This is a genomic window from Streptomyces mirabilis (genome assembly GCF_018310535.1).
GTDB lineage: Bacteria > Actinomycetota > Actinomycetes > Streptomycetales > Streptomycetaceae > Streptomyces.
The window spans coordinates 1,566,091-1,589,629 of sequence record NZ_CP074102.1 but is presented as its reverse complement, the minus strand read 5'-3'; the positions used below and the strand labels follow the sequence as shown (position 1 = coordinate 1,589,629).

Here is a 23,539-nt window from a genome sequence, read left to right as displayed (position 1 = left end):
GAACGTAACAGCCGCCACTGACAACGGCTCCGTCACACCGGCTGACGCCGTCCGCCGACCTCGCCGACCTCGCCGGGTTCCCCGACGGCCGCGTGCGCCACGGCGGCTCGTGCCAGTGCCCGCACGATCGGGTGCGGGCGCGAGCCGTCCCCGTACTGCTCCGGCTGGAAGAGGGTGCCCAGGAAGAAGGGGTGGCCCGGGAGTTCGACGATCCGTACGTTTCCGTCCTCGTCGTGGCCGCTGAAGCGCAAGCCGTGGGCGCGCAGGGTGTCGAGGTGGCGGGTGGGGCCGTACGCGCAGAAATAGCGCTCGACCGTCCGCTCGGAGCCCATCACGGACTGGGCGAGCGAGCCCGGTTCGATGGTGACGGCGGCCTCGTGGCCCAGGAGGGAACAGGCGAGCGGTTCGATGAGGAGGTCATCGGCGTCGGGGTCCTGCTCGGCGTGCGCGACACGGGTGAGTCCGCAGACGTTGCGCGCGAACTCCAGGAGCGCGTGCTGGAATCCGCCGCATGTGCCCAGGAACGGGATGCCCTCCTCGCGCGCGGTGCGGATCGCGGTGAGGGTCCCCGCCTCGCTGCGGTAAGGGCTGCCGGGCAGCACCCACACCGCGTCGAACCCGCGTACCGCGGCCGGGTCCTCGGCGTCCTCGGACGGGACCCAGTAGGCGTCGAGGACGAGGCGGTCGCGGGTGGCCAGGGCGTCCAGGAGGAGGGGGACGCGGGTGTGGGCGAGGACGTTCGGGGAGCGGTCGCCCACGAGGGCGAGGCGAGCGGTCTGCGCCGCGTTGTTCGTCATGCCCTCATCCTCGGCGGGCACGCTCGTTCACGTCCAACGATGATTACTGCACTCTTGATAAGCAACGCTGATGAGGGGGCTGATGAGCTGCAGGATCCATACGGGATCCTGGGGCGCATGGATCCGCATCTCCTGCGCACATACGTCACCGTGGCCCGCCTCGCCTCCTTCTCGGAGGCCGCGCGGGAACTCGGCTACACCCAGTCCGCGGTGTCCCAGCACATCGCCGCGCTGGAGCAGGACCTCGGCGCGCCCCTGCTGACCCGGCGCCCCGTGGCGCCGACGGCGGCTGGCGAACGGCTCCTCGAACACGCCGGGCCGCTGCTGCTGCGCCTGGACGCGGCCCGCGCGGACGTCGTACGGATGGCGGGGGCGCCCGAGCACGGGCTGACGCTCGCGGCGACAGCGACGGCGCTCGGTCCGCGCGCGCTCGCGGCGCTGCCCGCCGCCGGGGTGACTCTGCGGGTGCTGGCCCGCGAGGAGATCCCCGCCGCCGTCGCGGAGGGCGGGGTGGACCTGGGTCTGGTGGACGGACTGACGGCGCCCAACGACCCCTTGCGGCACCCCGACGTGGCCCCGCTGAGCACGTACGGCGTCGGCGAGGAACCCGTCAGTGTGCTGCTGCCCGAGACCCATCCGCTCGCCCGGCGCGACGGGCTGCGCCTCGCCGATCTCGTCGACGCCCGCTGGCTGGACGCCCCCGGCGCGGGACTGCCCCTGGCTCACCTCCGCCGGGCGAACGGCAGCGGAGGCTTCCGCCCGGCCCTGCGTTACGAGGGCACCGACGTGCGCACCCTCACCGCCCTGGCCGCCGCCGGGCACGGCCTCACCCTGCTGCCGCGGGCCGTGGCCACCGGCGTCCCCGGGGCGGTGGCCGTCCCGCTCGTGGCGCCGCGCCTGGTGCACCGGACGGAACTGGTGCACAGCGGGTCGCCGCGCGGAGCCGCCGCGGCCATGGTGGACAGACTTCTCGAACGTGTCTGACAGTCTCACTCGTTCGTGAATCGTCGTGCGCCGGAGCGCAGGGTAGAGCAAGAGCCGGGGGCGGTCCGTAGAGCATCTGCCGGAGGCGATCCATGGAACAGGCAGCACTGCGTCCCAAGCCGATGCCCGGTCAGGAGCCGGGCGGTGACGGGCGTCCGACCGGCACCACCAAGCGTCCGCACGCCGCGCGGCGGCGTGGCAGGTGGCTGATGTCCCTGCTCCTCGGTCTCTTCGTCGGGACCGTGCTGGTCCTGTCGGGCGTCGGAATCGGGACCGTCGGCGCCACGGTGATCGGCATGAGCAGGCTGGCGGACTTCCAGAAGCGGGCGGGGGCGGCGCAGGGACCGTCCGGCCGGGCGTCCTGGCCCGGACAGGCCTCCGGTGCGCCGCGGACCGCTGGCACCAAGTCGGCGCCCAGCGGCCGGAGTCCGGTCGCTTCGACGGCACCGGAGCCCGCGCCCGGGACGGCCACGCTCGGCATCGAGGCAGTCGACGCCCCCGACGGCGGGGGCGCGCTCGTCGTCGGTGTGCACATTCCCGGCCCGGGCTACACCGCGGGCCTGGTCCGCGGTGACACCCTGATCGCCCTCGGCGGGGCACGGCTCGGCTCGGCCGCCGACCTCGCCCGGGCGGTCTCGGCCGCGGACCCCGGGACCACGGTCACGCTCGGCGTGCGCCACGCGAACGGCGACCACCAACAACTGTCCACGGTCCCGGGCATCGTGACCTGACGCCGACGAAACGGTCAGGCGGTCCTGAAGTGGCTGGTCAGCCGCCCGTCGTCGGCCAGTACATGAAACGCGAACCCAGGGGGCGCGTCCCGGTCGGCGGTCCGCTCGCCCTCCCAGGGCAGCCGCAGCGTCCAGGTCACCCCGGGACCGACGACGAGCGGCCGCCCGGCGAAGGCGGTCGCGGCGGGCGTGTGCGCATGCCCGGTGATCAGCCCGACGACCTCGGGCCTGCGCTCCAACAGCGCGGCCAGGGAATCCGGCCGGCGCAGCTGGTAGGCATCCGGGTGGGGGTACCTCCCACGCCCTTAAGGCAGTGGGGGAGGATGGTGCAACGCCACCGGCGGGTGGTGGAAGGCGAGCAACGCCGGAGCGGTGCCCTCCAGTTCGTCGAGCGTCGTCTCGATCCAGGCGTACGTCTCCTCGCCCAGCTCTCCCTCGTCGTGGCCCGGAACGCTGGAGTCGCACATCAGGAGGGCGGCGTCGTCGAAGACGTGGACGCTGTTGACCGGCCTCTCGGACGCGGGCTGCCCGAGCAGGGCCTTGCGGTAGGGCGCGCGGCTGTCGTGGTTGCCCGGGCAGGTGAGTACGGGGAAAGGGGGCTCCCCGTCGCGCAGCCCGAGCAGACGCGCCGCCTCCTCGTACTCCGCCTCCGTGCCGTGGTCCGCGATGTCGCCGGTCACCAGCAGGGCGTCCACCCGCCCCGGCAGCTCCCACAGCCGGTCCCGCACCCGCTCGGCCCGCTCCGTCGCCCGCCGGGTGCCGTCGAGATGCAGATCGCTGATGTGTGCCAGTACGAGCATGGCCTGGGGCCTCCCTTTGGCGTTGGAAGTTAATGGAACATGCGCATACAACCATTAGATCTAATGGATTGGCAATGCTCAACCGTTAGTTGAGCTCCCGGATCGACGCCATGGCCGCAACCGGCTCGCGTCCGCATCGGCAAACGGGCAGGATGCTGCCCGTAGCCCCTGGGGAAACTCCGGACAGACGGAGGCATGGATGACCGGCACGCCCGCGCCCTTCACCGCCGGTGACTACGAGGCCCGTATGCGGCGCGCGGCCGAGGCCGCCGCGGACGCGGGACTCGACGGCGTCCTGATCGCCCCCGGGCCCGATCTGGTGTGGCTGACCGGCTACCGGCCCGTGGAGACCGAACGCCTCACCCTGCTGGTGCTCAGGGCCGGGCAGGATCCCGTGCTGGTCGTGCCGACCCTGGAGGCCCCGGACGCGGCAGCGGCGGCCCCCATGCTGACCCTGCGCGACTGGACCGACGGCAAGGACCCGTACGAGGCGGCCGCGTCCCTGGTCGGGAGCGACGGCCGCTTCGGCGTCAGCGACAACGCCTGGGCCCTGCATCTGCTCGGCCTGCAGCGACGGCTGCCGGACACGCGGTACGCGGCGCTCACCGAAGCCCTGCCGATGCTGCGGGCGGTCAAGGACGCGGCGGAGGTGGCGCGGTTGGCGGAGGCCGGGGCGGCCGCGGACGCCGCGTACGAGGAGATCCGGAAGGTGCCCTTCGCGGGGCGCAGGGAGGCCGAAGTCGCCGCCGACCTCGCCGAGCTGCTGCGGCATTTCGGACACTCCCAGGTCGACTTCACCATCGTCGCCTCGGGCCCGAACGGCGCCAACCCGCACCACGAGGCGGGCGAGCGCGTCATCGAGCGCGGTGACATGGTCGTCCTCGACTTCGGCGGCCTCAAACACGGCTATGGCTCCGACACCTCCCGCACGGTCCACGTCGGCGAGCCGGACATCGAGGAGCGCCGGGTGCACGACGTCGTGCGCGCGGCCCAGGAGGCGGGCGTCGCGGCGGTCCGGCCGGGAGCCGCCTGCCAGGACGTCGACCGGGCGGCCCGCGCCGTCATCACCGAGGCGGGATACGGCGAGTACTTCATCCACCGCACCGGGCACGGCATCGGCGTCACCACCCACGAACCGCCGTACATGATCGAGGGCGAGGAACTGCCCCTCGTGCCCGGGATGTGCTTCTCCGTGGAGCCCGGCATCTATCTGCCCGGCCGCTTCGGGGTGCGCATCGAGGACATCGTGACGGTGACCGAGGAGGGCGGATGGCGCCTCAACACCACGTCCCGCGAGATGGCGATCGTCGACTGACCGGCCACCAGGAGTACTCCCCAGGGCCTCCCGGCAGCCCAAGGCCCCCGACGGCAACGGCGCGACCATGACCCAGGCACCGACACCGACCGCGGACACCGTCCGCCGACTGGCCCGTTCACTGCTCGCCGGCAGCGAGGCGGCGGGCGCGGGCCCCGACGTCCGGCCCGTCACCGAGGGCGCTGAGCACACCACCTGGTGGGTCGGCACCCGCCATGTGCTGCGGCTCGCCCCGGACCACGAGACCGCCGTGCGCCGACGCCGCGAGCTGCGACTGCGCGACCTGGTCCGCCCGCTGGTCGGGGTCGCGGTGCCGACCAGCGTCGCGCACGGCGACTGGGCGGGCGGGCTGGCCTACACCCTGGACACCCGGCTGCCCGGCCGCTCCGGCGAGGCACAGGATGTCTCCCCGGTCGGGGAGGCGGACCTCGCAGGACTGCTGACAGGGCTGCGCGAGGTGCCCGTACGGCAGGCCGAGGCGCTCGGGGTGCCACAGGCCGCGCCCCGTTCCCTGGAGGAGCTGCGCACGGCCGCGGAGCGGGCCGCCGAGCGGCTCGCCGCCGCCGACGAGTTCGACCCCGGACGCCTCGCCCAGCTCACTCGGCCCGCCGCCGGCCAACTGGCCGCGCAGACTGCGGCCGCCGTCCTCGTCCACCACGGCCTCAAGGGCGAACACCTGGTGGTGAGCGCCGACGGGCGGGTGCGCGGCGTCCTCGACTGGACCGACGCGGTCCTCGGGGACCCCGCCGAGGACATCGCCGGGCTCGCGATCGCCGTCGGCGCCCCCGCCGCCGTACGCGCCGCCACCCTCGCCGGCTACGGGGCCCGACCCTGTCTGCGCGGCCTGTGGCTGTCCCGCTGCGACACGGTGATCCGCCTCGCCGAGCGCCTGAGGAGCCGCGGCGAGGGCCCGCTCCCGCTGCTGCGGACCCAACTGGGCCGCGCCTGGGAGCCGATCCTCCTCGAACGGGTCACGGACCTGCCGGGCGACGGCTGAGCCCGCCCGGCGCTCACGCCTGCGTCAGCACCACACACGACTCGCCGGGCACGCTCAACAACCCGTCCGCGTCCGGCGCCTCGACCGGTTCCCACGCGGCCAGCACGCGCGCGTGGCGCAGCCCCAGCGGGATCGCGGCGGCCTCCTTGCCGAGGTTCACCGCCACCCGTACGTCCCCGCGCCGCAGGGCCAGCCAGCGGGCCTGGTCGTCGTAGGCGACCTTGACGGCGGCGAGATCGGGGTCCGCGAGGTCGGGCTGACGGTGGCGCAGGGCGATCAGGTCGCGGTACCAGGCCAGCACACGCGCGTGGAGTGCCTTCTCGGGCTCCGACCAGTCGAGGCAGGAGCGGTCGCGGGTCGCCGGGTCCTGCGGGTCGGGGATGTCCTCCTCGGCCCAGCCGTGCGCCGCGAACTCCCTCCGCCTGCCCCGCTGTACGGCTTGAGCGAGCTCGGGATCGGTGTGGTCGGTGAAGAACTGCCAAGGGGTGCCGGCCGCCCACTCCTCGCCCATGAACAGCATCGGGGTGAAGGGCCCGGTGAGCGTCAGCGCGGCCGCGCAGGCCAGCAGCCCGGGGGAGAGGGACGCCGACAGCCGGTCCCCCTGGGCGCGGTTGCCGATCTGGTCGTGGGTCTGGGAGTAGCCGAGCAACCGGTGCGCCGAGACGCGCGTACGCTCCAGGGGGCGGCCGTGGCGGCGGCCGCGGAAGCTCGAGTACGTACCGTCGTGGAAGAAGCCGGACGTCAGTGTCTTCGCGAGCGCCGCGAACGGGGACCGCGCGAAGTCCGCGTAGTAGGCCTGCCCCTCACCGGTCAGCGCGGTGTGCAGCGCGTGGTGGAAGTCGTCGTTCCACTGCGCGTGCAGCCCGAGACCGCCCTCCGCGCGCGCGGTGACGAGCCGCGGGTCGTTCAGATCCGACTCCGCGATCAGGAACAGCGGCCGGTCCAGATCGTCGGCGAGGGCGTCCACGGCCGTCGACAGCTCCTCCAGGAAGTGCACCGCGCGGGTGTCCCGCAACGCGTGCACCGCGTCCAGGCGCAGCCCGTCCAGCCGGAAGTCCCGCAGCCAGGCCAGGGCGCTGTCGACGAGATACGCGCGCACTTCGTCCGAACCCGGTGCGTCCAGGTTCACCGCGGAGCCCCAGGGCGTCTGATGGGTGTCCGTGAAGTACGGCCCGAACGCGGGGAGGTGGTTGCCGGACGGGCCGAGGTGGTTGTGCACGACGTCGAGGACCACACCCAGGCCGAGTTCGTGTGCCCGGTCGACAAAGCGCTTCAGCGCCTCCGGGTCGCCGTACGGCTCGTGCACGGCCCACAGGGAGACCCCCTCGTACCCCCAGCCGTGCCGCCCGGGGAACGGACACAGCGGCATCAACTCGACGTGGGTGACGCCCAGTTCCGCGAGGTGTTCGAGCCGCCCGGCCGCCGCGTCGAGCGTTCCCGCGGAGGTGTACGTCCCCACGTGCAGCTCGTAGAGGACCGCGCCCGGCAGCGGGCGCCCCGCCCACTCGGTGCGCCACGCGTACCGGGCCTGGTCGACCACCGCGCTCAGTCCGTCCGGGCCGTCCGGCTGCCGCCGCGAACGGGGATCGGGCAGCGCGGGGCCGTCGTCCACCGCGAACCCGTACCGCGTGCCGTCCTGCGCGTCCGCGTCGCCCGTCCACCATCCGGCGCGCTCCGGATCGCGCTCCAGCGCGCGCGTGGCGCCCGCGCAGTGGAGCGTCATCCGGTCGGCATCCGGTGCCCACACCTCGAACCGCACAGACGGTTCCCCCTTGTCCGCTCTCCGTTGCCCGTTGCCTGTCGTCGGCTCTCCGTGACAGAGCGCGACGTGAGTGGCACAACATGTCGTGACGTAGCACGTCCATGGTGCTTCACGCGAGATCAATTCGCTTTCGAATCCACCCTTTTGCCGCGTGTTTGCCACGTGATGGACGCGTGGAACCCACCTGTGGGCGGCGGCGGCCTTTTCCGGGTCTTCTGGACACCCCGCTCCTACTGACCGACAATCACCTCCGTGACGTCGTCTTTCGAGTTCCACACGTACCCCGCGCGGCTGTCCGACGCGGAGCGCGACCGGGCGCTGAAGGCGCTCAGTGACGGCGTCGCCCTCGGGCGCCTCTCGCACGACACGTTCGTCCGCCGGATGGAACTGGCGCTCGCCGCCCGCCGCTCCGACGAACTCGCCGTGCTCATCGCCGACCTGCCCACCGAGGGACGCTGGTCGAAGCTGGTGTTCGGCACCGTCGAAGCGGTCTCCGGCTTCACCGTACGGCTGCGCAGGGCCTGGCAGGCCGAGCGTCTCCCCAAGCTGCTGCTGCCCCACCCGGGCAACAACTACCCCCTGCGGATCGGCCGCGACCCCGCGAGCGGACTGCGGCTCAACCACGAGACGGTCTCCCGCGTCCACGCCGAACTGAGCCGCCAGGGCGGCCTGTGGGTGCTGCGCGACCTCGGCTCGACCAACGGGACGACCGTCAACGGACGGCGGGTGATCAGTGCCGCCGTCGTCAAGGAGGGCGACCAGATCAGCTTCGGACGCATGTCCTTCCGTCTTTCGTCCTCCTGAGCGACCGACCCGCGCCCGTGTGAGCCGTGGCCCCTGTTTCACTCAGTGATTTCCCCAAATTCCCTTACGTTCGACGGTGTTGACGTACCTCCACAGCCGTGACTGACTGTGCGTACACCATGCACATCAGGTGAATCGACGGCACCATATTTGTGGAGGTGTGCCCTGCCGCCACTCCTCCGCTACCCGACCGTGGACGAGCTGGGCGCCCGTGCGGCCGCGCTCGTCGCCCGCCGGCCGCGCGACGCCCGACTGCGCCGAGTGGGCACGTCACGGGCGGGCACCCCGCTGTGGCTGCTGTCCGTCGGGCACGGCGGCCGCCAGGCCCTCGTCGTCGCCGGACCCCACGCCAACGAACCCGTGGGCGGCGCCACGGCCCTGCGCCTGGCCGAGCGGGCGCTCGCCGACCCCCGGCTCTGCGAGGGCGCCGACGCCACCTGGAACCTGCTGCTCTGTCTCGACCCCGACGGCGCCCGCCGCAACGAGGCCTGGCTGTCCGGCCCGTACACCCTCGGCCACTACTTCCGGAACTTCTTCCGTCCCGGCTTCCTCGAACAGCCCGAGTGGCTGCCCGAGGGCGCGGCCGGTGCCACCCTCCCCGAGACCCGCGCCCTCCTCGACCTCCAGGACGAACTGCGGCCGGTCTTCCAGTGCTCCCTGCACGGCGTCGACGTCGGCGGCGCCTTCGTCGAACTGACCCGCGAGCTGCCCGGACTCGCCCAGCGCGTCGCCCACACCGCGGCCCGCCTCGGCATCCCGCGCGAACTCGGCCCCTACGACACCCTGTACTGGCCGCGGCTCGGCCCCGCCGTCTACCGCATCCCGCCGCCGCACCCCGGCGACCTGGCCGCCGCCATCACCGAGGCCGCCGTCGAGTCCACCTGGTTCCACCCGCACCGCTACGGCACCGTCACCGCCGTCGTCGAGGCCCCCATGTGGGGCGTGGCGGCCGTGGAGGACGCCACCCGGCCCGCCGACGCCGACGCCGTGCTGCGCTTCGTCAGCCACACGCTGCGCCACGACACACGGCTCCTGGAAGGCATCCTCGGGCGGATCCGCCCCGGCCTCGGCACCTCCCCGGACGCGGCCTGCCTCCTCGCACCCGTCGACGACTATTTACTCGTCGGGCCCGGCCTCGCCGACTCCTGGGACCCCGATGTGCACGACGCCGGGGCGCGTCCCCTGCCGCCGCTCGACACCGCCCGCCTGACCGCCCTGCGCCTCGCCGGACGCCGAGTCGCCCTGCGCACGGCCGGGCTGCTGCACCAGCTCGTGACCGGCTCCGGGCGCGACCCGAGCGGGGCGCTGCCGGAGCTCGACCGGCTGATCGATGCATGGTGCGCCGACTACCGCGAGGGCTGCGGGGCGCGCTGGATCCCGGTCGCCCGCCAGGTCGAGTACCAGGCACGCGTGGTGATCGCCGCGTTCGAACTCGCCGGGCGGTACGCGCCCGTGCGCTCGCATTCGGGTGAGGCGGGGTGGGGTTCGCAGGCCGCGCTGCCGATGCACCGGGAATGACGAGAAACATCCACGCGGTAGGCAACGCTCTCCTCGCGACCGTCGCCCTGCTCACCCTGGGCGCGATCCCGGCCCAGGCGGCGCCCCACGAGGCGCTCCCCGGCAACTGGCTCTACCTCACCCTCACCACCGGCGACGCCCACTCCAGCAGCACCCGCGGCACGCTCCTGCTCTGCGACCCGCCCCAGGGGCACGCCCACGCGGCCGAGGCCTGCGCCGAACTCGCCACCGCCGGGGGTGACATCTCCCGGATCCCGTCCAGGCCCGACACCATCTGCTCGATGATCTACGGCCCGGTCACCGCCTCCGCGCGCGGGGAGTGGGAGGGGCGGCAGGTGACGTACTCGCACACATTCTCGAACTCGTGTGTGATGAGGGCTGAGGCGGGGGCGGTGTTTGCGTTGTCGGACTGAGGTGATGTCAGATGACAGATGACGAAATCTGTCATCTGAAATCCGTCATCTGATATCTGTCGTCTGCTCTCTGATACCTGACACCTGACCTCTGCCATCCGTCAGACATCCTCTGCCGTCTGTCATCTGCTATCTGTCATCTGCCGTCTGTCAGACGTCAAGCCGCGCCGTCCCGCGCATGCCGCGCCGCCGCGACCACCGTGCGGGACTGGTGCTCGACCTGGTTCTCCAGCGGCACCCAGCGCGCGCGGAACCGTTCGGCGAAGGCGTCGCTCCAGGCGGCGACCAGGCGTTCGAGGCGTGGCGCCGCCCGGTCGTCGGCCTCCTGGAGGACCCGCAGCAGCATCGCGGCGGCCCGCAAAGGGAGTCGGCGCCCGAACGCGTCGACACTGCCGACGTAGGCCATCGTCGGGTCGGGGGGAGGCGTCCGCACCCAGTCGTGGGCCAGACCCGGCACCAACTCCAGCGCCCACTTCGCGGCGCGCAGGAGGGGCCCGTCGGGGCCGGGGAGCCTCGGCAGGACCTCCGTGAGTACGTCCTGCACCTGGAGCGCGTCGCGCAGCAGCCGGTGTGCCAGGCGTCGCATCGCCGCGTCCGGTGCGGGATGCGGCGCTGGGTCGTCCACGAGGTCGCTGGCCCACATCGGCACCTCGACGACCGCGGTCAGGCCGCCGTACCGGTGGGTGTGGTACCAGGTGCTGTGCCGGGCGTCGTCGGGCATGCTCGGGTACGCCGCGTCCGAGCCCGGCGCCGGCATCACATGCACCCCGGGTCCGGAAGCGGGCCAGCCGGCGGCGTCCGAGGCGCCCGTCTCCACGGGGATGTGCAGTTCCGCCGCGGATTTGGCGAAGGGTTCGGCGAGGCCCGGGATGTCCTTGGTCAGCTGCACCCAGCTGCCGCCGAGATCGGTGCCGTGCAGGGTCACCTGGAGGTAGGGCCGCAGCTCGTCGATGACCCGGGTGAGGGCGCGGGTCTCCGGGGGCAGCCGGTCGGGAGGCAGGACGGAGGGCGACCACTCGGGCTGTTCGGGGCCGGCCGGACGGAAGAACCCGAGGTGGTAGTCGAACAGGGTGCGCGGGGCCGGTGTCACATGGAGGCTCGCGCCGTCCGGGTCCGCACAGAGGAGGAAGTGCCAGGAGGTGTCGGCCCGCAACTCCCGCTCGTGCAGTACACGTTCGGCCAAGGACTGGAGCGTCGAACCGCCGGTCGGCTCGTTCGCGTGGGCGCCCGCCACGACGAGGACCGCGCGTTCGGCGTGACCGACGGACAGCAGATGGAGGGGTCTGCCCGCGCGCGAGACGCCGATCTGTCTGAGGGCGCACAGCCCGGGACGGTGGGCCGCCAACGTCCGAGCGGACGAGACGATTTCGGTCACACTGGGGTAGCGCAACTCCGGCAGGAGACTCACCCCCGACTTGTCCGCCCTGCGTCGCTTTCCGCAGTACTCCACGGTCTGGGGGAACTGTCAAGGAGAAGGCGGGGCGGCGCTCCGCGGCTCCAGGTGGCGTTGATCTCCGCCAGGACGGGCGGGCAGCGTCGGATGAGGCGTACGCGGCGCCGCTCGTCCCCGCCCGAGGGCCGGGGCCGACCTCAGGAGTCCCGGCGCGGCCCGCGCGTCGTCGCCCGCCCCGCACACCGTCCGTCCGATGCGAGCCCTGGAGCGTGCGCGGTCGTGAGCCGGTCCCGGGACGAAGCTCCGGCGCGCGGTGAAGCCGCCTGGGCCTGAGACGAGCCGGCGAGCCCCGGGATCACCCGTTCGGGCGTACGAGGACTGCGGTCCGGGGGCCTCGGTGGTCCGCTGGGAACAACCACGTGCCGCTCCCCGGCGCGCAGACCCGAGGTGGGAGGCCCGCGGTGTTGTGTTCTCATGGCCTTCCCGTCGAAGGCGCTTCGATCGGGCCCGTCGCTCCGGTCGTGCCCATTGCTCCGGTCGCGCCCGTCGCTCCGGTGGCGGCCACCGCTCAGGCCGCTCGGGTCGCTCAGGCCGCTCCGACCACGCCGCTCGCGACATCGACACGACCGCCCGTCGTACGACGGCTGCCCGACCCACCGAGCCTGCTCACCCCCGGCATCGAACGCGACCCGTACCCCCTGTACCGCACCCTGCGCAGGAAGTTCCCGCTCGTGTACGACCGGCCGTTCGGCGCGTGGCTGGTCAGCCGGTACGCCGATGTGCGCGCCGCCCTCGCCGACCCACGGCTCGTCGCCCCGCCGCCCGGACGCACCCTGGCCCACCTGGAGGGCGGCACGCACAGTGCGCACCGGGCGCTCGTCTCACCGGCGTTCCGCGGACACGCCCTGACCGCGCTGACCGCCGGGGTCGAGCGGACGGCGTACGTCCTCGCCCGCCGCCTCGCCGACCGCCAGGAGGCCGACCTCGTCGCCGAGTTCTGCCACTGGCTGCCCACCGCGGCGGCCGTCGCCGCGCTCGGGCTGCCGTACGAGGACACCGCGCGCGTGCACTCCTGGTGCCGCACGGGCCTCGACCACCTCGGCGGCCACCACCCCGAGCTCGACGCCTTCCTGCTCCCGTACATCGCCCGTCGGCGCGCCCACCCGGGCGGCGATCTGCTCTCCGCGCTGTGCACGGCGCGGGCGGACGGGCGCCCGCTGTCCGACGAGGCGGTGGCGGGGATCGCCGGAACGCTCCTCGGCGCGGGCGGCGAGGCGACCGCGCACGCGCTGGCGTCGTTCCTCGCCAACCTCCTCGACCACCCCGGCCAACTGGCGGTGGTCCGCGCCCGGCCCGAGCTGACGGCCGGGGCCTGGGCCGAGTCGCTGCGCCGCGATCCCCCGCTGCACATCGTGCTGCGCCGGGCCGTCGAGCCGGTCGGCGCGGTACCCGTGGGCGCCACTGTGGCGTGTCTGCTGGGCGCCGCGGGCCGTGACCCGGCCCGGTTCGCCGACCCGGACCGCTACGACGTCTTCCGGCCCGACCCCGGGCAGCTCGCGTACGGCTCCGGACGGCACTTCTGCCCCGGCGCGCTGCTCGCCCGGCTCACCGCGGAACACGGCCTGCACGCCCTGCTCGCCGCCCTCCCGGAGCTGCGCAGGTCCCCGGGCTTCCACCCCGTCGCGGACGGCCTGATCAGCCGCTCTCCCCGGAGCCTGCTGGTCCGCCTGCGCTGACCCGCTCCAGGAGGACCACCGGCAACCGCTCGAAAAGCTCCGCCACACGTGTGTGCCCCGTGAACTCCCGCTCCGGGGCGAGCACGTCCGCCCACCGCCCCTCCGGGAGCGCGAGCCGGGTGTCGCGCCAGCCGCCCGCCTCCGCCAGGCGCAGCGAAAGCCGGGTGACGGCGGAAATCACCTCCCCGGAGCGGACGAACGCCGTGCAGTGCGCGGCGCCCGGCCCCTCCGCCGGCAGCGGCACGTACGTCGCCGCGTCACCGAAGACCTCGGGGCGCCGCCCGCGCAGCCGCAGCGCCGCCGTGGTGAGCGCGGTCTTCGCCGACGTCTGCTCCAGGGGCGTGAACGGCTCGCGGTTGTCGGGGTCCACCAGCGCCAGGTACTCGCCCTCGGTGCCCTGGTAGACGTCGGGTACCCCGGGCATCGTCAGCTGGACCAGAGCGGCCCCCAGGACGTTCGCCCGGACGTGCGGGGCGAGCGAGGCCCGGAAGTCCGCCACGCGCCGCCCGGGCGGTCCGCAGGGGCCCGCCGCGACGAAGGACGCCACCGACTCCTCGTACGCGGGCTTCTGCTCGGTCCAGGAGGTGTGCAGCCCGGCCTCCCGGACGTGTTTGAGCAGTGCCCCCTGAACGCGTTCCGCGTCGGCCGGACCCAGCCCGAACACCGTCTGCCACGCGGCCCACGCGAGCTGGGGGTCGGGTACGCCCGTCGCCCCCTCGCGGGTCACCTCGGCCAGCACGTCCGCCCATCGCTCGGGGCACTGGGTGAGCACCGAGAGGGCGGCGCGGACGTCGGCGCTGCGTTTGGTGTCGTGCGTCGACAGGGCGGTGCCGGTGGCGGGCCAGTCGCGCTGCACACGCGCGCAGTAGGCGTGGAAGTCCTCCGGGGAGACGGCCGGAGCGCCCGGGTTCCCGCCCACCTCGTTGGCCGACAACAGGGGCACATAGCGGTAGAACGCGGTGTCCTCCACGGACTTCGCCCGCAGCGCCGACGAGGTCTGCGCGAACCGGGCCCGGAACTCCGCGTGCGCGGGCCCGTCACCGGCCCGCCCGAGCAGCAGGTCCCGTACGACGTCCACGGCGTGCGCCTCCTCTGGCACCGTGAAGACCGCCCGGGCCTCTTCGGCGGCCTCCTCCGTCACGACCAGGGAGGCGTCCGTGGACGGATACGGCCGGTACACCTCGACGCGCACCAGGAGCTCCCGCAGCGCGGTGCCCAGGGCCCAGGGGGCGTGATCGCGCGGTTCCGGGTCGGGAGAGGCGGCGCACAGCCCGCTCGCCACGCGCGTGAGGCGGTCGAACTCCGTCGCCAGCTCGTGCGTGATCACCTTGTAGGCCGCCCGGCGCACCGTCGCCTCCCAGCGGCCACCCCGGTCGGCCTGAGGGGCCGCGAACCGCCGGTACTGGCCGAGGAGTTCCCCCGCGCCCGCCGGGTCCGTGAAGAGGCCGTCGACGTGCCGCAGGGCGTCGTAGCCCGTGGTGCCCGCCACGGGCCAGGCGGCGGGCAGCGGCTCGCCGTCCGCGAGGATCTTCTCGACCACCGTCCAGCGCCCGCCGGTCGCCTCGTGGAGGCGGCGCAGATAGGCGTCCGGGTTCGCCAGGCCGTCCGGATGGTCGATGCGCAGTCCCTCGACCACGCCCTCGTCCAGCAGCTCCAGGAGCTTCGCGTGGGTCGCCGTGAACACCTCCGGGTCCTCGACCCGCACTCCGATGAGTTCCGAAATGCTGAAGAAGCGGCGGTAGTTGAGGTCGGTGCGGGCCAGCCGCCACCAGGCCGGGCGGTACCACTGCGCGTCGAGGAGCTCCGGCAGCGGCAGCCCCGCGGTGCCCTCGCGCAGCGGAAACACGTGGTCGTGGTAGCGCAGTACGTCGCCGTCCACCTTCAGGTGGCCGATTTCCGAGCCGAGCCGGCCCCCGAGCACCGGCAGCAGCAGCCGGCCGTCCCCGGCGTCCCAGTCGACGTCGAACCAGCGCGCGTACGGCGACTCGGGGCCCTCGCGCAGCACCTCCCACAGGGCGTGGTTGTGGCGCGGGGCCATCGCCATGTGGTTCGGCACGATGTCCACGACCAGGCCGAGCCCGTGCGCCCGTGCCGTGCGGGCGAGGGAGCGCAGCCCGTCCTCGCCGCCCAGTTCACCCCGTACACGCGCGTGGTCCACCACGTCGTAGCCGTGCGTCGAGCCGGGGACCGACTCCAGGACGGGGGACAGGTGCAGATGGGAGACGCCGAGCGAGGCCAGGTACGGCACGGCGGCCTCGGCGGCCCCGAAGGGGAACTCCGGCTGCAGTTGCAGCCGGTAGGTGGCGGTGGGTGCGGCGGGTACCACCGGGGCCGGGATCTCCCGTTCGGGACGCTCAGGTGTCATGGAAACCTACGTACCCGCCTCGCCCTCTTTCGTGTCATCGACGTACGCCCGAATGACCGGCTACGCGGGCCGTTGCAGCACGGTCAGACTCCGGTCGAGCAGGGTCAGCCGGTCACCGGCCTGGACCTTCGCACCCGTGCCCGCCGCCACCCCGTCCGGGAGGGCCGTGTCGACGACCACCTGCCACTGCCGCCCGTGGTTGACGGGAACCACGAACTCCAGGGGCTTGGGCGAGGCGTTGAACATCAACAGGAAGGAGTCGTCGGCGATGTGCTCACCGCGCGGGCCGGGTTCGGAGATCGCGTTGCCGTTGAGGAAGACCGACAGCGCCTGCGCCTGCGTGGACCCCCAGTCGCGCTGGGTCATCTCGGTGCCCGCCGGGGTGAACCAGGCGATGTCGGACAGTTCGTCGTGGGTGCCCTGGACGGGACGGCCGTGGAAGAACCGGCGCCGCCGGAAGACCGGGTGGTCGCGGCGCAGCCACACCATCGCGCGCGTGAAGTCCAGCAGCTCGCCGCCGTCCTCGGGCCACGGCACCCAGGCCAGCTCGCTGTCCTGGCAGTAGGCGTTGTTGTTGCCGTTCTGGGTGCGCGCGAACTCGTCGCCGTGGCTGAGCATCGGCACGCCCTGGGAGAGCATCAGCGTCGCGATGAAGTTGCGCCTCTGACGGGCCCGCAGCGCGAGTACGGCCTCGTCGTCGGTGTCGCCCTCGGCGCCGCAGTTCCAGGACCGGTTGTGGCTCTCGCCGTCGCGGTTGTCCTCGCCGTTGGCCTGGTTGTGCTTGTTGTTGTAGGAGACGAGGTCGTTCAGCGTGAACCCGTCGTGGCAGGTGACGAAGTTGATGGAGGCGAGCGGACGGCGACCGTCGTCCTGGTAGAGGTCGGAGGAGCCGGTCAGACGGGAGGCGAACTCCGCCAGCGTGCGCGGCTCGCCGCGCCACAGGTCCCTTACGGTGTCGCGGTACTTGCCGTTCCACTCGGTCCACAGCGGCGGGAAGTTGCCCACCTGGTAGCCGCCCTCGCCGACGTCCCAGGGCTCGGCGATCAGCTTCACCTGGGAGACCACCGGATCCTGCTGCACCAGGTCGAAGAACGACGACAGCCGGTCCACCTCGTGGAACTGGCGGGCCAGCGTGGCCGCGAGGTCGAAGCGGAAGCCGTCGACGTGCATCTCGGTGACCCAGTAGCGCAGCGAGTCCATGATCAGCTGGAGCACGTGCGGGGAGCGCATGAGGAGCGAGTTGCCGGTCCCCGTGGTGTCCATGTAGTAGCGGGGGTCGTCCGCGAGGCGGTAGTACGAGGCGTTGTCGAGGCCCCTGAAGGACAGCGTCGGGCCCAGATGGTTGCCCTCGGCGGTGTGGTTGTAGACCACGTCCAGGATGACCTCGATCCCGGCCTCGTGCAGTGCCCGGACCGCCGACTTGAACTCCAGGACCTGCTGGCCGCGGTCGCCCCAGGACGCGTAGGTGTTGTGCGGGGCGAAGAAGCCGATCGTGTTGTAGCCCCAGTAGTTGTCAAGGCCCATCTCCACCAGCCGGTGGTCGTTCACGAACTGGTGTACGGGCATCAGCTCCAGCGTCGTGACACCCAGCTCCGTCAGGTGTTCGATGATCGCCGGGTGGGCGAGCGCCGCGTAGGTGCCGCGCAGTTCCTCGGGCAGCGCCGGATGCTGCATCGTCAGGCCCTTCACATGGGCCTCGTAGATCACCGTGTGGTGGTACTCGGTGCGCGGGCGCCGGTCGTCGCCCCAGTCGAAGTACGGGTTGACCACGACCGAGGTCATGGTGTGCGGCGCCGAGTCCAGGTCGTTGCGCTTGTCGGGCGCCCCGAACGGATAGCTGTACACCTCCTCGCCCCACTTGACCGAGCCGCTGATCGCACGCGCGTACGGATCGAGCAGCAGTTTCGCGGAGTTGACGCGCTGTCCGCGCTCGGGTGCGTACCGCCCGTGCACCCGGAACCCGTACCGCTGCCCGGGCATGATCCCCGGCAGATACGCGTGCCGTACGAACGCGTCGCTCTCGCGCAGTTCCACCGCCGTCTCCGAGCCGTCGTCCTGCAGCAGACACAGCTCGATCCGGTCGGCGGCCTCCGAGAAGACCGCGAAATTGGTACCGGCGCCGTCGTACGTGGCACCGAGTGGATATGCCTCTCCAGGCCAGACCTGCATGGATATGACTCTTCCAGTAGTGCCGCGCCCCTGGGGGCAACTCGGAGTCGAGTCTCCCCGAAAGTGAGGGAACCTCATATGACTTATGTCCCTCTTACCCGCTGACCAGGCATACGTCGTATGCCGAACCAGTGGGGCTCAGATCACTCCTGGAGAAACAGAGGGAGTAGGGGGAAATGTGCGCAAGATAGTGCACCGCCATCTGGGAAAGGTGGTGGCGGGTGCGGCCATCGCGGTGGCCGGGACGGCCGTGATGGTCGGAGTCACCCTTCCGGGCTCGGCGGGGGCCGATGAGAGCTCGGGGGGCCTGCGTGGCGGCAACCAGGCCGCGCAGCAGGGGGGACAGGACCAGGGGCAGGCGGCCGTCGAGCCCGGTGTCGTCGAGGGGGCCCCGGCCGAGGGCGACAAGGGCACCGGCCGTGATCCGCTGACCGACGACGAGACCAAGCGGGTCGAACAGATCGCGCTGAACCGGCAGTTGTCGACCTCCGGCGAGAACGTCGAGGGGCAGCGCGGCCCGCAGCGCATCGGTGTCGACCTCGCCGACCCGGAGGAGAACGAACTCGACGACCCGAACGCGCCGCGCCGCGCGGACGTCACGTTCTACGACTACAAGGACGACTCGCTCGTCACCAAGACGGTCAACCTCGACAGCGGGAAGGTCGAGCGGACGGACACCCAGCACGGTGTCCAGCCGCCCATCAGTCGCGACGAGATGGTCGAAGCCGCGAAACTGCTGATCGCTGACCCGCTCGGCGCGGGCCTGCGAGCCGACTACAAGGACGCCACCGGCAAGGAACTCACCTCGCCCGACCAGCTGACGCTGAACAGCATGGTCTACCGGGCGACCTCGGGCGCCCAGCCCGCCCTTCTCGCGAAGTGCGGCGAGCACCGCTGCGTGAGACTGTTCCCGAAGGTCAAGAACGGGTCCTGGATCGATGCCCGTGAACTGGTGATCGACCTGAGCGCCCGCAAGGTCGGCAAGCTCGGCTGAGCCGCGACCGACGCGCTCCGGGCGGCTGAGCCGCCTCCGTTCACTTCCCAACGCACCTCCTTCTTCCGCACGCTTTCGCAAGGAGTCTCTTCGTCATGCGCGTGAACAGAATCAGCCGTGCCCGCAGCCGTACGGCGGTCGGCCTCTCGGTGGCCGCACTCGCCGTCGGCGCGACGACGGCCGCGGGTCCGGCCGTCGCCCAGCCCAAGGCCGCGCCCGCGGCGGCCCCCGGCTGCAGCACGGCGTACAAGATCGAGCAGAAGCTCTCCACCGGCACCACCTGGCGCATGTGCTGGCACTACGAGAGCGAGGCCGGGCTCGTCCTGGAGAACATCTCGTACCAGCCCAAGGGCGAGGCCCAGCCGATCAAGGTCCTCACCAGTGCCAAGCTCGGCCAGATCCACGTCCCCTACGACGACGGCAAGGCCGAGTACGACGACCTCACGGGCGCCGGCTTCGGCCAGGGCCTGATGAAGATGGCGCCCGGCGAGTGTCCCGGCGGCACCATCAAGACCGTGAAGATCCCCAACGCCTGGGACCCCCAGCACCCGAACGTCAACGGCCTGTGCACCACCACCCGTTCGCGCGGCCACGCCTACCGCATGGAGGCCGACACGGGCAACAAGGTCTACCAGACCCAGGGCAAGGACCTGCTGATCTACACCGTCAACAAGGTCGGCTGGTACGAGTACATCACCGAGTGGCGCTTCCAGGACGACGGCACCATCAACATGAACATCGGCGCCACCGGCAGCCTCTCGCCCGGCGACTACGACGCGGGCGACGGCCGTGGCTGGCCCATCGGCAAGGGCGCCAAGGCCTACGCCACCAGCCACAGCCACAACGTCTTCTGGCGGCTGGACTTCGGCCTCGACGGCTCCTCCAAGAACAAGGTCGAGCAGTACGACTCCGTGGTCAGCCCGCCCCGCAACGGCAACGAGGGCCCGACCAACAAGACCACCCGCACCAAGATCACCAAGGAACTCGCGGGCGACGCCAAGAACATGCGCTGGTGGCGTGTCGTCAGCGACACCGGCAAGAACAAGGACGACCACGCCCGCAGTTACGAGATCGTCCCGGGCGCCACCACCAAGTACCTCGGCCGCCCCTTCACCAAGCACGACGTGTACTTCACCGAGTACAAGCAGTGCGAGCAGTTCGCCACCAACAACCTGCTCAACTGCGGTGCCGGAGCGGGCAAGTCCGTCGACAAGTACGTCAACGGACAGACGCTCACCCACCCCATCGTGTGGGTCAACGTGGGCTTCCACCACATAGCGCGTGACGAGGACCAGCAGCCCATGCCGGTCCACTGGCAGGGGTTCTCCCTGGCCCCGCGTGATGTCACCGCTATGAATCCGCTCACTCCGCCGGAGCTCGCCAACCAGAACGGGCATGTGGAAAACGGTAGTTGAGAAACGACCTGTCCATCGGGCTGCACCGCCCGCCGCTCCCGGAGTACCCTTCCTTGATCGTTGAGTGGGGCTGACCCCACGGAAGAGCTCGGGGGAGCGGAAGGCGGTGCGCGGGTGGGCTCGGGAGGGCTGGAGTTGCCTCCTGGTGACGAGGGTCACGAGGGGAACTCCACAGATGTCCCACCCGGCGCGGTGTCCCTGGCGCGGCCGATGGAGATGGGATCCATTGGACCGGAACTGGACTGGGGCGTCGACGCCTGGCGTGAGGTGCGTACGCGCGCCCAGCGAGCCGGCCGTGCCTACATCTGGCTGAACCTGGTCGAACAGCGGCTGCGCGCGGTCGTGGCCGCTGTTCTGCGTCCCATCTATGAACCCGTCCACGGCGACGAATGGGTGGTCGCCGCCGCCGGACCCGCCGGGCAGGAGTGGGTGCAGCGCGCGGTCGCCGTACGCGAAGTCAGCCGCCGAAAGGGCTACTTGCTCGACCCTGCCGACGACAATGTGCTCAGCTTCCTCACCCTGCCGCAGCTGCGCGAGCTCATGGTGCAGCACTGGCCGTGCTTCGAGCCCTACTTCGACGAGCGCCGGGACGTCGAACTCGCGCTGGACGAACTGGAAGTCACCCGGAACGTGGTCTCCCGCAACCGGGCCCTGTCCGAGGCGGTCCTCGGGCAGGCCGAGCGCGCCGCGGCGAAGCTCCTGGAGATCCTCGGCGCCGGCAGCGACGTGCCCTCCGCGCGCCGGCTGCCCGTCGACGCCGTCGAGGACCTGGTCGGCGACCGGTACGCGGACGTGGTCGGCGTGCACTCCGACCGGGTGCGGCTGCTGCGCCAGTTCCCGGCCGAGGACCTCTTCGGCGGCGCCCGCCGCCTCGACGCCATCGGCATCGGTCTGAACCTGCTGGTGCAGAACTTCTCCGGGCGGCGGCTCGTACGCCTCGCCGAGTCGGGCTGCCGGGTGCGGCTGCTCTTCCTGAACCCGGCGTCCAGCGCCGTCAAGCGGCGCGAGCGCGAACTCGGCCTTAAGCGGGGCGAGTTGAGCCGGTCTGTGGAGATGAACATTCTGCACATGCGGCGGGTGCGGGCCCGGCTGCGCGACCCCGGCGCGTTCGAGATCCAGGTGTACGACGAGACGCCGCGCTTCACGGCGTACCTCGTCGACGGGGACGGCTCCGACGGCATCGCGATCGTGCAGTCGTATCTGCGCCGCGCCCGCGGTATGGAGGCACCGGTGCTGGTGCTGCGCGGCGGCGGCCAGGTGGTCAAACCGGACGAGATCGGCGAAGAGGGCCTTTTCCCCACATATCGCGAGGAGTTCGAGGTGGCTTGGGCGGATTCGCGGCCGGTGTCCTGAAGTGTCGCCCCGAACGGGGCCGTGACGTGGTGTCCGGCGTGGGAAGCGGAACGCGGTCCTCGGACTGTCAGTGGCTCGTGCGATCGTGGAGACCACTGGGGGAAAGCACCACGAAGAAGGGGGGCCGCCCATGGGCTGGCACCGGGAGCTGCTGATCGGCTTCGACCTGGAGACGACCGGGACCGATCCGCGCGAGGCGCGCATCGTCACGGGTGCCGTGATCGAGGTCAAGGACGGAGAGCCGATAGGGCGCCGTGAGTGGCTGGCCGATCCGGGCGTGGAGATTCCGGCGGACGCGGTGGCGGTGCACGGGATTTCGAACGAGCGGGCGGCCGCGGAGGGCAGCCCCGCCGACCAGGTCGCCGACGCGATCGCCGGCGTCCTCACCGGGTACTGGAAGAGCGGCATCCCGGTCGTGGCGTACAACGCTGCCTTCGACCTGACCCTGCTCTCCGCCGAACTGCGCAGGTACGGGCTGCCGTCGCTGCGCGAGCGGCTCGGCGGGACCGACCCCGCACCGGTCGTCGACCCGTACGCGATCGACCGCTCCGTCGACCGCTACCGCCGCGGCAAGCGCAACCTCGAAGCCGTCTGCACCGAATACGGCGTGTCGCTGGACTCCGCCCATGACGCCTCGGCCGACGCCCTCGCCGCGGCCCGGCTCGCCCGTGCGATAGCCGACCGCCACCCGAAGGTCGCGGCCCTCGGCCCAGCGGAGCTGCACCGCCGCCAGATCGAGTGGTACGCCGAGTGGGCGGCCGACTTCCAGAGCTTCCTGCGCCGCAAGGGAGAGACGGACGCGGTGGTCGACGGGACATGGCCGATGAGGGACCTGGCGGACCAGAAGGTCTGATCCGACCTGGCGGACCAGAAGGTCTGATCCGACCGGCGCCGGACCGGCCCGCGCTGCCAGGGGAGCCCGGAAAGGGGCAGCCGGCAAGGGTCAGAACGGGTACCAGCGCACGGTCTCGTCCCCGTCCCGCAGTGACGCCACCCGTCGCTCGAACTCGGCCAGGGCCTCAGGGTTGCTCGGCGCGTGCTGGGCGACCCAGGCGCAGCTGGCGGTCTCGCGGGCACCCCGGAGTACGGAGCAGCCCTCCCACGCGCGCACATCCCAGCCGTAGACCTCGGTGAAGGAGTCGTATGCCTCGGCGGGCAGTCCGTAGCGGTCGCGGGAGAGCGCCATGACCACCAGGTCGTGCTCGCGCAGATCGGCGGAGAAGGTCTCCAGGTCGACCAGGACCGGGCCGTCGGGACCCACGTGCACATTGCGGGGCAGCGCGTCGCCGTGGATCGGACCCGGTGCCAGGTGCGGGGTGAGCGCGGCCGCGGCGTCCGCGAAGCCGTCGCGCCGCGCCCGCAGGTACGCCGCGTCCACCGGGTCGATCGCCTCGCCCGCGAGCCGCAGCCAGCGTTCCACCCCGCCCAGCAGCTCGCGGGGCGGCAGGGGGAAGGAGGGGGAGGGAAGCGCGTGCACCACCCGTAGCAGTTCGGCCAAATCCCGTGGTTCGGCGGGGCGTACGGGATCGGGCAGCCGCTGCCACACCGTCACCGGGTGACCGTCCACCAGCAGAGCCTCTGCCTCGGCCGCCCGCACCGCGGGGACGCCCGCCTTGGCGAGCCAGGCCGCGATGTCCAGTTCCCGCCGGGCGCGGTCGAGGAGCTCGGCATCGCGTCCCACCTTGACCACCAGGTCACCGGCGGCCAACACCGCGTTCTCGCCCAGGGCGAGGAGCGTCGCGTCCCGCGCCTGCCCGGGCAGCACCTCCGCCGCGGCCAGTACGTCCCGCGCCCGTGCCTCGTCCATCCTTCGCCTCCGTGTCCTCGCGCACAGCCCGTGTACGCCCCTCGCGTACGACCTTCGGGTAAGGCGTCACGTTCCCGCCATCCGTCGGCCAGTGTCGCATTCGCACAGGTCGGACCGCGTGCGAGGTGTCTTGACGACCTCCATCTCCCTCAGGACCATGACGGGGGCCGCCGGGGCGGCCAGACC

Annotated in this window: 18 protein-coding genes and 1 pseudogene; 12 read left to right on the top strand and 7 right to left on the bottom strand. The window is 72.1% G+C overall.

Going from position 1 to position 23,539, the window contains the following annotated elements:
• Positions 1 to 32: 32 nt before the first annotated feature.
• A complete protein-coding gene (locus SMIR_RS07100) occupies positions 33 to 797 on the bottom strand; it encodes a CTP synthase C-terminal region-related (seleno)protein (protein ID WP_168496732.1) in 765 nt (254 codons plus the stop codon).
• A gap of 117 nt (positions 798 to 914) precedes the next feature.
• On the opposite strand from SMIR_RS07100, the gene SMIR_RS07095 reads away from it, so the two are divergent.
• Together SMIR_RS07095 and SMIR_RS07090 are read left to right on the top strand one after the other, a co-directional pair.
• Positions 915 to 1,781, top strand: a complete 867-nt coding sequence (locus SMIR_RS07095) for a LysR family transcriptional regulator (RefSeq protein ID WP_212726769.1) — start codon at positions 915 to 917, stop codon at positions 1,779 to 1,781.
• A gap of 92 nt (positions 1,782 to 1,873) precedes the next feature.
• A complete protein-coding gene (locus SMIR_RS07090) occupies positions 1,874 to 2,512 on the top strand; it encodes a PDZ domain-containing protein (RefSeq protein WP_168496736.1) in 639 nt (212 codons plus the stop codon).
• Between the two features lie 14 nt (positions 2,513 to 2,526).
• Here SMIR_RS07090 and SMIR_RS07085 read toward each other — a convergent pair.
• Positions 2,527 to 3,312, bottom strand: a pseudogene (locus tag SMIR_RS07085) (metallophosphoesterase).
• Positions 3,313 to 3,511: 199 nt separating this feature from the next.
• Between SMIR_RS07085 and SMIR_RS07080 the strand changes: the two are divergent.
• Entirely contained in the window at positions 3,512 to 4,627 is a 1,116-nt protein-coding gene (locus tag SMIR_RS07080) for an aminopeptidase P family protein (RefSeq protein WP_168496738.1), read from the top strand.
• Positions 4,628 to 4,694: 67 nt separating this feature from the next.
• Entirely contained in the window at positions 4,695 to 5,624 is a 930-nt protein-coding gene (locus tag SMIR_RS07075) for an aminoglycoside phosphotransferase family protein (protein ID WP_212726768.1), read from the top strand.
• Positions 5,625 to 5,637: 13 nt separating this feature from the next.
• Here SMIR_RS07075 and treZ read toward each other — a convergent pair whose 3' ends face one another.
• Positions 5,638 to 7,383 (bottom strand): malto-oligosyltrehalose trehalohydrolase, encoded by a 1,746-nt coding sequence (gene treZ, locus SMIR_RS07070; RefSeq protein ID WP_212726767.1) that lies wholly within the window; start codon positions 7,381 to 7,383, stop codon positions 5,638 to 5,640.
• Between the two features lie 255 nt (positions 7,384 to 7,638).
• Here treZ and SMIR_RS07065 point away from each other — a divergent pair, with 255 nt between their 5' ends.
• From SMIR_RS07065 to SMIR_RS07055, 3 genes are all read left to right on the top strand, one after another.
• The gene (locus SMIR_RS07065; RefSeq protein ID WP_067375856.1) at positions 7,639 to 8,190 is read left to right on the top strand and encodes an FHA domain-containing protein; all 552 of its coding nucleotides are present in this window, start codon (positions 7,639 to 7,641) and stop codon (positions 8,188 to 8,190) included.
• A gap of 150 nt (positions 8,191 to 8,340) precedes the next feature.
• Positions 8,341 to 9,708, top strand: coding sequence for a M14 family zinc carboxypeptidase (locus SMIR_RS07060; protein ID WP_212726766.1), 1,368 nt, complete (start codon positions 8,341 to 8,343; stop codon positions 9,706 to 9,708).
• Complete coding sequence (locus SMIR_RS07055) at positions 9,705 to 10,121, top strand: SSI family serine proteinase inhibitor (RefSeq protein ID WP_168496746.1); 417 nt, start codon at positions 9,705 to 9,707, stop codon at positions 10,119 to 10,121. Before SMIR_RS07060 ends, SMIR_RS07055 begins: the two co-directional genes overlap by 4 nt.
• A 157-nt stretch (positions 10,122 to 10,278) precedes the next feature.
• Here SMIR_RS07055 and SMIR_RS07050 read toward each other — a convergent pair whose 3' ends face one another.
• Positions 10,279 to 11,529, bottom strand: coding sequence for a M14 family zinc carboxypeptidase (locus SMIR_RS07050; protein ID WP_168496748.1), 1,251 nt, complete (start codon positions 11,527 to 11,529; stop codon positions 10,279 to 10,281).
• A gap of 506 nt (positions 11,530 to 12,035) precedes the next feature.
• Between SMIR_RS07050 and SMIR_RS07045 the strand changes: the two genes are divergently transcribed.
• The gene (locus tag SMIR_RS07045) at positions 12,036 to 13,250 is read left to right on the top strand and encodes a cytochrome P450 (RefSeq protein WP_249938392.1); all 1,215 of its coding nucleotides are present in this window, start codon (positions 12,036 to 12,038) and stop codon (positions 13,248 to 13,250) included.
• Here SMIR_RS07045 and treY read toward each other — a convergent pair.
• Both treY and glgX read right to left on the bottom strand, forming a co-directional pair.
• A complete protein-coding gene (treY, locus tag SMIR_RS07040) occupies positions 13,210 to 15,615 on the bottom strand; it encodes a malto-oligosyltrehalose synthase (protein ID WP_212726765.1) in 2,406 nt (801 codons plus the stop codon). The two genes, SMIR_RS07045 and treY, sit on opposite strands and share 41 nt — an antisense overlap.
• A gap of 60 nt (positions 15,616 to 15,675) precedes the next feature.
• Positions 15,676 to 17,784, bottom strand: coding sequence for a glycogen debranching protein GlgX (gene glgX / locus SMIR_RS07035; protein ID WP_168496750.1), 2,109 nt, complete (start codon positions 17,782 to 17,784; stop codon positions 15,676 to 15,678).
• A 178-nt stretch (positions 17,785 to 17,962) separates the two neighbouring features.
• On the opposite strand from glgX, the gene SMIR_RS07030 reads away from it, so the two are divergent.
• The 4 genes from SMIR_RS07030 to SMIR_RS07015 all read left to right on the top strand — a co-directional run bounded on the left by SMIR_RS07030 (position 17,963) and on the right by SMIR_RS07015 (position 22,399).
• The gene (locus SMIR_RS07030) at positions 17,963 to 18,778 is read left to right on the top strand and encodes a Tat pathway signal sequence domain protein (RefSeq protein ID WP_168496752.1); all 816 of its coding nucleotides are present in this window, start codon (positions 17,963 to 17,965) and stop codon (positions 18,776 to 18,778) included.
• 95 nt (positions 18,779 to 18,873) lie between these two features.
• The gene (locus SMIR_RS07025) at positions 18,874 to 20,193 is read left to right on the top strand and encodes a copper amine oxidase (protein ID WP_168496754.1); all 1,320 of its coding nucleotides are present in this window, start codon (positions 18,874 to 18,876) and stop codon (positions 20,191 to 20,193) included.
• Between the two features lie 114 nt (positions 20,194 to 20,307).
• The gene (locus tag SMIR_RS07020; RefSeq protein ID WP_212726764.1) at positions 20,308 to 21,546 is read left to right on the top strand and encodes a DUF5919 domain-containing protein; all 1,239 of its coding nucleotides are present in this window, start codon (positions 20,308 to 20,310) and stop codon (positions 21,544 to 21,546) included.
• A 130-nt stretch (positions 21,547 to 21,676) separates the two neighbouring features.
• Positions 21,677 to 22,399 (top strand): 3'-5' exonuclease, encoded by a 723-nt coding sequence (locus tag SMIR_RS07015; protein WP_168496758.1) that lies wholly within the window; start codon positions 21,677 to 21,679, stop codon positions 22,397 to 22,399.
• A gap of 90 nt (positions 22,400 to 22,489) precedes the next feature.
• Here the strand turns inward: SMIR_RS07015 and SMIR_RS07010 are convergent, their stop codons facing one another.
• Positions 22,490 to 23,353: a phosphotransferase gene (locus SMIR_RS07010; protein ID WP_212726763.1), complete on the bottom strand. Its 864-nt coding sequence runs from the start codon at positions 23,351 to 23,353 to the stop codon at positions 22,490 to 22,492.
• Between the last annotated feature and the right edge of the window lie 186 nt (positions 23,354 to 23,539).

What these genes read in the sequence shown, in the direction of transcription:
- SMIR_RS07100 (WP_168496732.1), bottom strand. Translation starts at nt 797, where the DNA reads ATGACGAACAACGCGGCGCAGACCGCTCGCCTCGCCCTCGTGGGCGAC.
- SMIR_RS07095 (WP_212726769.1), top strand. Translation starts at nt 915, where the DNA reads ATGGATCCGCATCTCCTGCGCACATACGTCACCGTGGCCCGCCTCGCC.
- SMIR_RS07090 (WP_168496736.1), top strand. Translation starts at nt 1,874, where the DNA reads ATGGAACAGGCAGCACTGCGTCCCAAGCCGATGCCCGGTCAGGAGCCG.
- SMIR_RS07080 (WP_168496738.1), top strand. Translation starts at nt 3,512, where the DNA reads ATGACCGGCACGCCCGCGCCCTTCACCGCCGGTGACTACGAGGCCCGT.
- SMIR_RS07075 (WP_212726768.1), top strand. Translation starts at nt 4,695, where the DNA reads ATGACCCAGGCACCGACACCGACCGCGGACACCGTCCGCCGACTGGCC.
- SMIR_RS07055 (WP_168496746.1), top strand. Translation starts at nt 9,705, where the DNA reads ATGACGAGAAACATCCACGCGGTAGGCAACGCTCTCCTCGCGACCGTC.
- treY (WP_212726765.1), bottom strand. Translation starts at nt 15,615, where the DNA reads ATGACACCTGAGCGTCCCGAACGGGAGATCCCGGCCCCGGTGGTACCC.
- glgX (WP_168496750.1), bottom strand. Translation starts at nt 17,784, where the DNA reads ATGCAGGTCTGGCCTGGAGAGGCATATCCACTCGGTGCCACGTACGAC.
- SMIR_RS07025 (WP_168496754.1), top strand. Translation starts at nt 18,874, where the DNA reads ATGCGCGTGAACAGAATCAGCCGTGCCCGCAGCCGTACGGCGGTCGGC.
- SMIR_RS07015 (WP_168496758.1), top strand. Translation starts at nt 21,677, where the DNA reads ATGGGCTGGCACCGGGAGCTGCTGATCGGCTTCGACCTGGAGACGACC.
- SMIR_RS07010 (WP_212726763.1), bottom strand. Translation starts at nt 23,353, where the DNA reads ATGGACGAGGCACGGGCGCGGGACGTACTGGCCGCGGCGGAGGTGCTG.